This is a genomic window from Flavobacterium sp. 140616W15 (genome assembly GCF_003668995.1).
GTDB lineage: Bacteria > Bacteroidota > Bacteroidia > Flavobacteriales > Flavobacteriaceae > Flavobacterium.
Genome location: NZ_CP033068.1, coordinates 3,670,618 through 3,682,774 on the forward strand (window position 1 = coordinate 3,670,618; position 12,157 = coordinate 3,682,774).

The 12,157-nt window shown below is 29.8% G+C and carries 18 protein-coding genes; 4 read left to right on the plus strand and 14 right to left on the minus strand.

Annotated features, from left to right (window positions below):
* Window positions 1–215 precede the first annotated feature (215 nt).
* The 10 genes from EAG11_RS16115 to EAG11_RS16125 all read right to left on the minus strand — a co-directional run bounded on the left by EAG11_RS16115 (window position 216) and on the right by EAG11_RS16125 (window position 4,148).
* Window positions 216–395, minus strand: a complete 180-nt coding sequence (locus tag EAG11_RS16115) for a hypothetical protein (protein ID WP_129540052.1) — start codon at window positions 393–395, stop codon at window positions 216–218.
* Window positions 396–599: 204 nt separating this feature from the next.
* Window positions 600–752, minus strand: a complete 153-nt coding sequence (locus tag EAG11_RS21785; protein ID WP_164998716.1) for a hypothetical protein — start codon at window positions 750–752, stop codon at window positions 600–602.
* Window positions 753–782: 30 nt separating this feature from the next.
* Entirely contained in the window at window positions 783–941 is a 159-nt protein-coding gene (locus EAG11_RS21790; protein WP_164998717.1) for a hypothetical protein, read from the minus strand.
* Between the two features lie 65 nt (window positions 942–1,006).
* Window positions 1,007–1,153 carry a hypothetical protein gene (locus tag EAG11_RS21795; RefSeq protein ID WP_164998718.1) on the minus strand — a complete coding sequence of 49 codons (147 nt, stop codon included), beginning with the start codon at window positions 1,151–1,153 and terminating at the stop codon, window positions 1,007–1,009.
* A gap of 61 nt (window positions 1,154–1,214) precedes the next feature.
* Window positions 1,215–1,388: a hypothetical protein gene (locus EAG11_RS21800; protein ID WP_164998719.1), complete on the minus strand. Its 174-nt coding sequence runs from the start codon at window positions 1,386–1,388 to the stop codon at window positions 1,215–1,217.
* Window positions 1,389–1,466: 78 nt separating this feature from the next.
* On the minus strand, window positions 1,467–1,634 hold the full coding sequence (locus tag EAG11_RS21805; RefSeq protein WP_164998720.1) for a hypothetical protein: 168 nt from the start codon (window positions 1,632–1,634) through the stop codon (window positions 1,467–1,469).
* Window positions 1,635–1,741: 107 nt separating this feature from the next.
* The gene (locus EAG11_RS16120) at window positions 1,742–1,954 is read right to left on the minus strand and encodes a hypothetical protein (protein WP_129540053.1); all 213 of its coding nucleotides are present in this window, start codon (window positions 1,952–1,954) and stop codon (window positions 1,742–1,744) included.
* Window positions 1,955–2,035: 81 nt separating this feature from the next.
* Entirely contained in the window at window positions 2,036–2,206 is a 171-nt protein-coding gene (locus EAG11_RS21810; RefSeq protein ID WP_164998721.1) for a hypothetical protein, read from the minus strand.
* A gap of 112 nt (window positions 2,207–2,318) precedes the next feature.
* On the minus strand, window positions 2,319–2,495 hold the full coding sequence (locus tag EAG11_RS21815) for a hypothetical protein (RefSeq protein ID WP_164998722.1): 177 nt from the start codon (window positions 2,493–2,495) through the stop codon (window positions 2,319–2,321).
* A gap of 87 nt (window positions 2,496–2,582) precedes the next feature.
* Window positions 2,583–4,148, minus strand: coding sequence for a vitamin K epoxide reductase family protein (locus EAG11_RS16125; RefSeq protein ID WP_129540054.1), 1,566 nt, complete (start codon window positions 4,146–4,148; stop codon window positions 2,583–2,585).
* A gap of 251 nt (window positions 4,149–4,399) precedes the next feature.
* Between EAG11_RS16125 and EAG11_RS21820 the strand changes: the two genes are divergently transcribed.
* Window positions 4,400–4,570, plus strand: a complete 171-nt coding sequence (locus EAG11_RS21820; RefSeq protein WP_164998723.1) for a hypothetical protein — start codon at window positions 4,400–4,402, stop codon at window positions 4,568–4,570.
* 33 nt (window positions 4,571–4,603) lie between these two features.
* On the opposite strand, the gene EAG11_RS16130 is transcribed toward EAG11_RS21820, so the two are convergent.
* From EAG11_RS16130 to EAG11_RS16140, 3 genes are all read right to left on the minus strand, one after another.
* Entirely contained in the window at window positions 4,604–5,020 is a 417-nt protein-coding gene (locus tag EAG11_RS16130) for an AraC family transcriptional regulator (RefSeq protein ID WP_242499181.1), read from the minus strand.
* 105 nt (window positions 5,021–5,125) lie between these two features.
* Window positions 5,126–6,148 carry an alpha/beta hydrolase gene (locus EAG11_RS16135; protein ID WP_129540056.1) on the minus strand — a complete coding sequence of 341 codons (1,023 nt, stop codon included), beginning with the start codon at window positions 6,146–6,148 and terminating at the stop codon, window positions 5,126–5,128.
* Between the two features lie 803 nt (window positions 6,149–6,951).
* Entirely contained in the window at window positions 6,952–8,712 is a 1,761-nt protein-coding gene (locus EAG11_RS16140; protein ID WP_129540057.1) for a helix-turn-helix domain-containing protein, read from the minus strand.
* A 196-nt stretch (window positions 8,713–8,908) separates the two neighbouring features.
* Between EAG11_RS16140 and EAG11_RS16145 the strand changes: the two genes are divergently transcribed.
* From EAG11_RS16145 to EAG11_RS16155, 3 genes are all read left to right on the plus strand, one after another.
* Entirely contained in the window at window positions 8,909–10,087 is a 1,179-nt protein-coding gene (locus EAG11_RS16145) for an acyl-CoA dehydrogenase family protein (RefSeq protein ID WP_129540058.1), read from the plus strand.
* 85 nt (window positions 10,088–10,172) lie between these two features.
* A complete protein-coding gene (locus tag EAG11_RS16150; RefSeq protein ID WP_129540059.1) occupies window positions 10,173–10,955 on the plus strand; it encodes a DUF3050 domain-containing protein in 783 nt (260 codons plus the stop codon).
* A 64-nt stretch (window positions 10,956–11,019) separates the two neighbouring features.
* The gene (locus tag EAG11_RS16155) at window positions 11,020–11,766 is read left to right on the plus strand and encodes an SGNH/GDSL hydrolase family protein (RefSeq protein ID WP_129540060.1); all 747 of its coding nucleotides are present in this window, start codon (window positions 11,020–11,022) and stop codon (window positions 11,764–11,766) included.
* Window positions 11,767–11,804: 38 nt separating this feature from the next.
* Here the strand turns inward: EAG11_RS16155 and EAG11_RS16160 are convergent, their stop codons facing one another.
* Complete coding sequence (locus tag EAG11_RS16160) at window positions 11,805–12,122, minus strand: 2Fe-2S iron-sulfur cluster-binding protein (RefSeq protein ID WP_129540061.1); 318 nt, start codon at window positions 12,120–12,122, stop codon at window positions 11,805–11,807.
* Between the last annotated feature and the right edge of the window lie 35 nt (window positions 12,123–12,157).

The following is a 12,157-nucleotide window of genomic DNA, read 5'->3' on the forward strand; positions in this document are numbered from 1 at the left end:
TTTAAATCTTGTTTTACAAGGACAATATAGCATTTTTTTTCACAACCTAATATAAAATAATAAAGAGGAAATTACATCCTCTTTATCATCTTTTCCAATAAGAATAAACTAACTCTTAACAAATTATAATTTTATTTTAGAAATATATTTAACAACAAACTCCTAAAACATTTATGACTCGTCGTTTAAATTAAAACCTTGATCAAGTCCTTTACTTAAGGCTCAATCGGTGGATCTATAAGCTCTATACGACAAGGAGGCGCACAAGATCTATGATATCTTTTACATGTATTTGTAGAAGGATCAATACAATCCATCAAACCTCCTTGAATACTTTTTTGCTCATTTTTAGTTAATTTCTGAGCTCCTTCTAAATTTAAAATAGCTTTTAACATAATAAAATAACTTTTAGAATTAATTAATAAAAACATCAATATTTCCTACAACGAGCATAATTTTCAAAAAACAATCTTGCTAAAATAAACAGTACATCCTTTGATTTTTTTGCTCATTACTATATTAGTTTTCTCTAAACCCGTTTGAATATCCTAACAGGAATTAACTTAAGCGTTCAACGCTTTAACACAATGTAGTGAAAACTAAACTTGGCATTCAATATACCTACAATCAGGATATGCAATACCATCTTCAGGACAACAAACCTCCCAGTTTGTTTGCCCTCCTTGAATACTTTTTTGCTCATTTTCGGTTAATTCTTGAGCACCTTTTATTTTTGAAATATTCTTTAACATGATATATCTATTAGAATTGAACAAATTGAATTAACAAGGCACACAACGCCATTCTAATTCACCCTCTACTAATACTTTACGTGCGCAAAATCCAGTTTCGCAAATAGGAGCGCCACCTGCACTAATCATTTTTTGTTCATTTTTGGTTAGCTTATGAGCTCCTTCTAAGTTTAAAATTGTTTTTAACATGATATATAATTTTAGGTTAATACTACACTATAGTGACTAGAACTAGACACTTATATTCTTATTTATTACAACATACATGCAGTTCCTCTTGGTACGCACACACATTCTACATCTGGACAACAAAGAATAACACATGCACCTCCATTAACAACTTTTTGCTCATTTTTAGTTAACTCTTGAGCGCCTTTTAGATTTAAAATACTTTTCAACATAATTGATTTTTTTTTAAAATATGATTATTTAAAACTTACTTTTATTTTGTTTTCAACTACTTTATTGTCCATTACAAGGAACACATCTCCCCATAGCGTTATCCGCCCAACAATATTCTACACCACCAACTGGCGCACAAGTATCCTTAGGTTTTTCAGTACCTCCTTTAATTGCCTTTTGTTCAATCTTCGTTACTTTTTGAACTCCTTTTAGATTTAAAATATCTTTTAGCATAATTTATTATTTTGGGATTAGTTACTGCTCCATTCTCTTTTAACTGAATCGAAGCTATTTAACGACTATTTAAAAAAATTAAATACAAAGATCAGATGGTCTTCTGCATGGCCCTCCTTCAAAATATTGACATGTACCACTTGGACAAAATTTACCTGGTTCAGGAACCCATCCGCCGTTAATATCCTTTTGCTCATTTTTAGTTAATTCCTGAGCACCTTTTAATTTTAAAATTGATTTTAACATAACTGATATTTTTAAAATTTGATTAATATTTTACTATTTTTAAGGATATTTTAATTAAATAATAAGAGATTATGATTAATTAAAACTATCATTTAAATTATAATTTCCTAACAAGGAGCCATCATAATTGAACATTGATTATCTCCAATATACATCGGTCTATAATTACGATTATATCTCATGCAAGATTCTTCATCTAGATTTAGGATAACATAAGAATTACATTCTCCGTCTGGCGGAATTTGCCCACCATTAATCTCTTTTTGCGCATTTTTAGCTATTCTTTGAACTCCTTCTAAATTTAAAATATTCTTTAACATAATTTGGTTTTTGATTTTGTTAATACTTTGACTTATTTGAAAACATTTGAAATTTAAGATTCTATTTAATTACATAAATTCCTAAATTTCCATGCAAACAGTATTTGGTGGAGCACATACACATATATTCTGATTTGGACAGCATACGATACTTTCTCCAGCTTGACATGTTTTAGCACCTCCATTAATAGATTTTTGCTCATTTGCAGTCAATACTTGAGCTCCTTTTAATTTTAAAATTGATTTTAACATGATTTGGTTTTTTGATTTTGTTATTACTTCAATCATTTTAAGACACTTGAAGCTTGTGTCTATATTTAAAAACTAAGACATAAAAAGTAAACCTATGTCTAGTCTGAGATGATTAACACTCGGCATAACTATTTGGCCTACAAATCTCATTAAACTTACAATCAGATACACATTTACTTCCTGTTGGACATGAACCATCAAGGTTACAAGCTCTACCTCCATGAAAAGTTTTTTGCTCACTTCTTGTTAATTCTTGTACTCCTGCTAAATTTAAAATGGTTTTTAACATAATGTTTTTTTTGAATTTGTTAATATTTCTAATCATTTTAAGACAAATAAAGCTATGTCATTACTTGTAAGAATTCCATAAGCATTTTTACATATACACTAAAGAATCCCTCTCTATTGTTTCGTTGTTTTCTAAAATATCATTAATAAAATATTTCAGTTCACTTAATTCATATTCACTTGGATATAGCCTTGTGTTTAAAATTTTTACTGGTGTATAATTAAATTCATTTTGTGAACACCAATCATATTGCTCTTGAATTTGCTGATTAACTTTCATAGAAATGGAATCGACAGTCCATTTTTTTAGCCATAGCTCCAATCCCATTTTTTTTATGTGCCAATCAGATATTGCCTCTACAATATTTTCCTGATTAACATTATTAATCATTAACAACCTCTCTACAACAACTTTATAAGGGTTTTGATTATTATCAGGGTTAATATTAAAAAGCACATTTAAAGATATTTTCTCTGGAAATTTCCAAATTAATTCAAATGCTTCTTGAAAGGCCTTATGGCAATGTCCACAACTCGGACTTATTATTATAGAAATTTTCGCTGTAGCATTACTATTACCAAAATGTATTCCTTCTAATTTATCGAACCCTTCTAGCGTAGTAATCTCTTTAGATAAGAATTCAAAGAGAGTAAAGTTCCTTCTAAACTTAGTTAAGTTCTTTACCGATTCCTCTGCTTTTAATCTAGCTTCAATAACGGGTTTTACCACAGACCATAATGACGAAACAACGATTAGAGAAAATAAATATTGAAAAAGATTAGTCAATGTGAAATTCAGTCTAAAGCCAGATTCAAAAGCCCATACTATTCCTTGAATTATCATTAAAGCAGAAATAGACAAACACAATACACACCATTTTTTTACTTGAAATTTCTGAACCCAAATAGAATATACAATCACTGGCAAAGCCATTAAACTAAGAAAACCAACAAGAAAAGAATTTGTTGATCCTATTAATATTGCTAGTACTGAAGTCATAAAAAAGAGTAACGGTAAATCAGAAAAGCCAAACCATTTATTAGCCCCTTCATTGTCTGATTTAATAACCGATTCACAAGAAGTACTTGGATTAATATTACACAACTTAGAAACAATCTGATTATCGATACCAAATTTTTCTTGAACAATAAAAACACTAATTAACAATCCTAACAAGGATGTAATTAAAAGACCATAGTCATATATTTTATAATCATTATAGAAACTAGACAACACAATTAATGCTAAAAACAAAATACCGTATTTTAACCACTTAGGGTTTTCACTTACGATTTTTTCTTCTTGAGCTTCATTTGCCTCTATTGCCAATACCACACCATTCCAACCCTCTGAAAAATCATCAATCGCTAATGTAACTCTCTTTCCTTTTTCTGTTTCAATCACAACAGAAGATTCTGTTTTATCAACCAGAACTAGATCATTATTAAAAATTGCTAGAAAAGAATTAGGTAATTCATTCAATTGTTCTTTTGGAACTTTTATAACAATATTATCTATTGATAATGTATTTAATGAATCTGTAATAGCAAAAAGACTTGGATAGTTGGGATGCGAAAGGAACAGATCCTCGAACTCCTTTTTAGCGTTTAAAAAATTATTCAATTCAAGGTACTTGTCAACTAATTTAATCATGGTGATAATCTTAATTATTACGAAAAGGAACATCACAAATATTACTAATCTTTCAGATAAAAAAAGTTAAATTTTCAATTTTATAAAAAAAATGAATACATAATTTATAAATAGTTAAGCATTTTAAACACGCTTAATTAAATATAAATCAGATATTTACAGAAATCAAAAACGAGAAAACATTACCAAAACTACAATCCAAATTATCACAATAGCTTTTACCTAATTTTGATATTCTAACAAATAAACATATGAAAAAGTCTGCCTTAACATTGAACGATTTTAAAAAAAATGAACTTCCGAAAAAACATTACAAAATGGTTATTGGAGGTGAAGAACCAATAACAGATCCTACTACAGATCCTAAAATGATAGCAAGTATTATCCCGCCAGGAACAGTGAGACCTCCTGGTCAAACTTAGTAGAGGAATAAATTAGAAACTACAGTTTTACCCTCAGAATTCTGTAGTTTCTAGTTTTTTAGTAAACTGAGTTGGTGTTACTCCAGTTCTTTTACTAAAGGATTTTGTAAAAGAAACAGCATTTTTAAAACCTACACTCTCGGCAAGCGCCTGAGTTGAATATTTTCTATATTTTGGATTCGCTATTAATTCGTTGATAACATAATTAATCTTTAATTCATTTGAATATTCACTAAAAGTTTTACCAAATCTCCAATTGAACATCGAACATCCACTAAATAATCCGAATGGAGTACATCTAGCTCCCATTCTAATCACATATTTTGCCAAAGAAAGAATTAGACTCTTTGAAACTTCTAAAGAATCATTATTAATAATTTTTAACATTTCTTGGTGTAATTCAGGAGATGCTATACAAATAGCCTCAGAAACATCTTCATTGTTAAGCAAATACTTTTGTAAGATTTTCGATTTCTGACAGTGATAGATATGACGTTCTAAGTATAAAATGATTAAACGCCTTGTAATATATTGTATCCTTCAAAATGCAATCAATTAGTTTTGAGTTAAAATCCAGTTTATTATATATTTTTCAGCATGTTTATTAATTGCATAAACATTCTGACTCATTGACTTTAATTCATCATGATTTAAATAATGATTTAGCCCATCAAATACTTTTATCCCAATTTTTGAATTATGAAATGATTTTAATAAATCAATGTTCGCATTTGGCTCAACCTGTTTGTCAGCGTCTCCAATAACGTACAACATAGGAATTTCAATATTTTTATATGTAGATTCATTATTGGTCCTCAATGCGTCCATATATGATGGAGAACTAATATACCACCCAAACTGCTTTTCTTTGAACCCAGATTTCTTTAAGGATTTCTTAATTGTTTTTCTTAATTCATCAATATCCAATGTAGCATTTTCTTCAATTACTTGATCAATATTATCCATCACTAAATATTTAGTTTCGTCGTCAGAATATAGGAGATTTTTTTCTTGTTTGTTAAATCCTGTTTTAATTTGATACTTAAAAAATGCTCCATATTTCTGAATAGGAACTGCCCACTGAAGCAAAAAATCAACTTTTATTCCTTTTTCGATAGCACCAATAGCAATCATACCTCCTTCACTATGACCAATCAATCCAATTTTTTTGTTTTTCAAGTTTTCATTTTGTTGCAGGGTCTTAATTAAATAATATAAATCCCAAGACTTACTTGTAATTCCGTTTCTAGCACCATACTTACCTTCTGATTTACCAAGACCTTTTTCATCATATCTAAAAACAGCAATGTTATTCTTTAGCATTTCCTCTGCTAATTTAAAGTGACAATTTCTTGTATCTTTCCCTGATCCTGGAACAATGACAACAACTTTATTAAAATCCGCTAAGGGAGTTATCAATGAACCTCTTAAGACAAAATGATCCTTTTCTTGAAAAGAAGAGATGTCATAATATCTATAATTTTCCTTTTCTTCAAGCTCCTTTTCATAAGAAAAGCTTACCTGCGCAGAACAATTGCATGAAATTATGCAAATTATAACAACAAATTTTTTTAACATTTTATTAATTATATAATGAAAATTACTAAATTTTTACGTGGAGTTTTAATTAGATCAAAATGACTTAAAGTCGTTCTAGGATCAACACTTACTTTTCCTATTATGTTATCAAAATAACTCCCATGGATTTTACTTTCACAACTTCTTCCTTTTTTGTTTTCTCTCTAAAACTTCAATAACGAAATCAATAAGCAAAAACAATGCTGTTCACAGGATGATTTTCAATTGGCTTAACAACTTATCTTAAGAATGGATTTAGCCGTGACTCCCCTTATTCTATATCCCATACTAACTTAAAAATTTAAAAGCACTATCCCAGTAGTTTGCATTACGACAAAAAATCTTTTACCTCATGACCTGTCACTCTAAATAGTATGCATTCATCATCTTTCACATGACGATCAGTTATAGTTTTAACATTTGAAATCTTCTATTTTTATAATAAAATCTCACATATTAATTCTAAAAATTTTAAAGATATCTTATGGTTTCATATACCCATTCTCTAGGCAAAGTTTATTTAAATTTTTAGATAATATTTTATAACAACTAAAAATTGAATTATTATTTTTCCTTAGAAATATCATAAAAATTAAACAATTATAATTAATGACTTCAAACCATACTGACAATGCTTAATTCTTCACAAATATTATTATTTTAGAAATGCAAAAAAAATCATTACTCTCACAATTTATAAATTGCATTTAAAAAAAACAACACATTCGCCCTTAAAACACACATTACCAACAACTAAACTCAATAACAATAAAATAAAAAAAAACATTTATTTTTATCAGATATTAAGAAACCTTTTCGCCTTCCAATTTTTTACTAAACTGAGTAGGTGTTATACCTGTCCTTTTGCTAAATGATTTCGTAAAAGAAATAGCATTTTTAAAACCTACGCTTTCGGCCAGCGCCTGAGTTGAATATTTTCTATATTTTGGATTAGTTATTAATTCGTTGATAACATAATTAATCTTTAATTCATTTGAATATTCACTAAAAGTTTTACCAAACCTCTTATTGACAACATAAGATAAATAACTGGTGTTTGTCTTAATTTTCTTAGCTACAGATTGTTGAGTAAAATCTGAACTTAGATAATAAAACTTCTTTTCTAACTGTTTTAATTTTTCGAATATTTCTTCTTCCTTCTCTAAATCTAAATTCATTTTAGCAACCATTTTAGGTACACTATCTATAACGACTTCAGTCTCATTTATTACTTCTGGAATTGTATTATTCAACTCTAATCTTTGTTTATACTCTTCGATTAAAGCATTTACTTTTCTGTCTGTTTCTCTTTTTTTCTTAATACTTTTTACGTACAAAACAACCAAAACAATCACCAGTCCTACAAGAATAAAAATCATCAAATTCCAAAATCTAATTTTATTCCGATTTTTAAACTGAAGCTCTTCCATCTCTTTTTTGACATTCACATTACCCAATCGAAAATTAACTTCTAAAGCTTCATTATCAATTTTTGACTGAATGGTCTCGAACTTATCAAAGTATTTTTCAGAATATTTTAATGCTTCTTGAGGTTCATTTTTGATGGTATAAATCTTGGCTAAATAATAATTAGAGTTAATATAATACAAGTCATCTACCTTGGTAAGGTTATATATAGAATCTACTTTTTTGAAAAAATACAATGACTTATCGTATTCTTTTGTTTCAAAGAATAAACTTCCCAGATTGTAACTAGCAGAAAATAACTCGGGAAGTAATTTATTCTCTTCACTAAACAACAAGACATCGTAATATATCTTTTCGGCATTAGCCAAATCATGCTTCATAAAATAAATATTCCCTAAACTCATTTTAGAATTTAGTTTTGTATTTAAATAGTTATTAGAATATAAAATTGCTTTTGTGTAGTACTGTTTTGCTGAATCTAAAAGCTTCGGATTAGAATAATTTTTCCCGTAAGCCTTCTCAAAGGCTCGTCCTAAATTAAAATTAATATTACTCTTGTAGTTTGTGAATTTTTCTTCCGAAAATGAATATTTAATCTTATCTGTTATTTTATTTGACTCTTTGAGAGATAAAATTGCCGATTTATAATTACCTACTTCTATATTAATTAATGAAATATTCATGTAGAATTTGACCATTCGTATTAAATCATTCTCCTTCTTAGCAATATTTAAACCTTTTTCAAATTTATCAAAAGCGGCTTTTAGATTGTTTTTCCTCCAATCTATAAGTCCTCCATAATTTAATAGATCACTATTCAATATCCTTTTTTCTTTTGACTGCTTTAGTTTTCCTAAAAACACAAAAGCTTGCTGGTAATACTGATTTGATTTAACACTATCTCCTTTAATTTGAAACAAATATGCTTTGGCTCCACTTGCAAAACCTTTATGTAAATAGTTACTCGATTTCTCTATTTTATTTACAAAAACAAGAGCACTATCTGCATTAGAATTTGCATATAACCTCACTTTATCTTGTAATAAAACATATTTTTTATTGCTTAATTCCGAATTTTTCTGAGAAAAAACGGCACTTGTAATAAAAAGAAATAGGAGGCATTTAACAAATTTCATTAACTTTTTAGTTTTGAATTATTCCAAATTTAGTGCAATAATACCAATAAGCAAATAATAATTTACACCAGAAAATATAAAATAATCACAATTTTATTCTGATTATTATTTATAAATCTGTAAAAAATATAACAATTTACTTTTGTTTTGTTATATCTATATTGTGTAAATTTGTTTTTGAAAAAAAACATAAATTATGAAACCAGACCTATTTCAAGCACCAGATTATTATAACCTAGACGACTTATTAAACGACGAACATAAACTCGTAAGAGATTCAGCCCGAGCATGGGTAAAAAGAGAAGTATCTCCTATTATCGAAGAGTTTGCGCAAAAAGCAGAATTCCCAAAACAAATCATAAAAGGCTTAGGAGAAATAGGTGGTTTCGGCCCTTATATACCTGTAGAATATGGTGGAGCAGGACTAGATCAAATTTCTTACGGTTTAATTATGCAAGAAATTGAACGTGGTGATTCAGGAGTTCGTTCAACTTCATCTGTTCAATCATCATTAGTAATGTATCCTATTTGGAAATACGGAAACGAAGAGCAAAGAATGAAATATTTACCTAAGCTTGCCACTGGTGAATTTATCGGTTGTTTTGGATTAACGGAGCCTAATCATGGTTCTGACCCTGGAAGTATGATTACCAACTTCAAAGACATGGGAGACCATTACTTATTAAACGGAGCAAAAATGTGGATATCAAATGCTCCATTTGCTGATATCGCTGTAGTTTGGGCTAAAAACGAGGACGGTAGAATACATGGTTTAATTGTTGAACGTGGCATGGAAGGATTTACAACGCCAGAAACTCACAATAAATGGTCACTTCGAGCATCATCTACTGGAGAATTAATATTTGACAATGTAAAAATCCCAAAAGAAAACCTATTACCAAATAAATCTGGATTAGGAGCTCCTTTAGGATGCTTAGATTCGGCTCGTTACGGAATCGCTTGGGGTGCAATTGGCGCCGCAATGGATTGTTATGATACAGCCCTAAGATATGCCAAAGAAAGAATCCAATTCGATAAACCAATAGCAGGAACTCAATTACAACAAAAGAAATTAGCCGAGATGATTACTGAAATCACAAAAGCACAATTACTAACTTGGCGTTTGGGAGTTTTAAGAAATGAAGGAAGAGCAACAACTGCTCAAATTTCGATGGCAAAAAGAAATAATGTTGACATGGCAATAAACATCGCTCGCGAAGCCAGACAAATATTAGGCGGAATGGGAATTACTGGCGAATATTCAATCATGCGCCACATGATGAACCTAGAAAGTGTCATTACCTATGAAGGAACTCATGACATCCATTTATTAATTACTGGAATGGATATTACTGGGATTCCTGCTTTTAAATAGAAATCATCTATTAAAAAATATATAAAATCAATTCAAAAGCTTCTTGTTACCAAGAAGCTTTTTTATATTTGTAAAAAATTACAGCATGAATATTGAGACTATAAACAATAGCATTCAACCTCAAAAAGACCTACTACTACAACACCCTTTATATAAAAAAATTCAAAGTATTGATGACTTACATTCCTTTCTGGAAAGTCATGTATATGCAGTTTGGGACTTTATGTCTTTACTAAAAGCATTACAATCAAAACTTACTTGTACAACAACACCTTGGTTTGCCAGTAAAAATCCCGAAACAAGATACCTAATCAATGAAATTGTTTTGGCAGAAGAAACTGATTTAAGTATTGATGGCCGTCGCCTAAGTCACTACGAAATGTATCTTGAAGCAATGGAAGATTGTGGAGCAAGTACAAAAAGTATCGAAGGTTTTCTAAATGAAGTAAACTCTTTACAAAATATATTTGTCGCAATTAAACAAAGTCAATTACACCCTAATATTAAAGCCTTCTTAGACTTTACTTTTAGAGTAATTGAAGAAGGTAAACCACACGAAATTGCCGCAGCTTTTACTTTTGGAAGAGAAGATTTGATTCCAAATATGTTTACTGCAATTTTAAGAAATTTTCAAGAAAACTTTCCTGACACAGATTTAAGCAAGCTTATATATTATTTTGAAAGACATATTGAACTTGACGCAGATGAACATGGCCCTATGGCAATGAAAATGATTACTGATTTATGTGAAAACGATCCGAAAAAATGGTCTGAAGTTCAAGAAATATCTATCCTCTCTCTAGAGAAAAGAATTGGATTGTGGAATGCTATTGAAGAAGAAATTAGCATAAAAATTGAAATGGTGTAAAAACCAAAATAGTATTTTTAGCGTAAGTATTATTGAGAACTACGAATATCTTAATAACCCTATTATGAAAAATGCATTCAAAATAATACTTACACTTTTAATAGCAATCCCTACGATTAGCTGTGATTCTGAAAGCGAAACACCTAAAACACCTACAGCTATTGTCCCACCTGTTATTACAACACCACCTCTCGTTGCAAAAACAATAAATTATTTAGCCCTTGGCGATAGCTATACCATTGGTCAAAGCGTATGCGAAACTTGTAACTATCCTGAACAATTACAACGCAACCTGTCGAATACATACCCAACAACATCTTTTTCGCTAAAAATCATTGCAAAAACAGGCTGGACAACCTCCAACTTATTGTCGGCTATTAAGACTGAGAATCCAAGCTCAAATTACGATTTAGTAACATTATTAATAGGAGTTAACAATCAATTTCAAAATACCCCTTTTTCTGTATACGAAAAGGAATTCCCTGAATTGGTAAGCAAAGCTGTTTTTTTAGCAAAGGAAGAAAAATCTAATGTTATCGTTATTTCTATACCCGACTATGCTTACACTCCTTTTGGGCAATCGCCATTATCTGATAACAAAAAAATCTCATTAGAAATAGACAAATACAATGCGTTTGCAGAAAATTATTGCAAAACCAATAACATCCAATTTGTCAATATAACTGATATTACGCGACAAGGGTTATCCAATCCTAGTTTAGTTACTCAAGACGGATTACATCCTTCAGAATCTGCATACACCTTATTTGTTGAACGCATATTGCCTATAGCAAAACTTGCTATAAATTAAAAAGGCGAGAAAAATTTTCTCGCCTTTTTAATTATTTTTTAATATTCTGGGGCCAATTCTAGCTCTAACCCTTCTAAACTTTCTGTTATTGGAATTTGACATCCCAAACGACTATTAGGCTTAACATAAAAAGCTTCTGAAAGCATCGCCTCTTCTTCATCTCCCATTTCTGGCAATTCTACATCATTTAGTACATAACACTGACAAGATGCACACATCGCCATTCCGCCACAAGTTCCTTCTACAGGAAGCTCATAAGCCTTACACAGCTCCATTACATTCATTGCCATATCAGTTGGAGCCTGAAGTTCATGAACAACTCCTTCTCTATCTTTGATCTTTATTAATACATCCATTTTTAAATTATCCGAATTTTGATTATTAACGCATT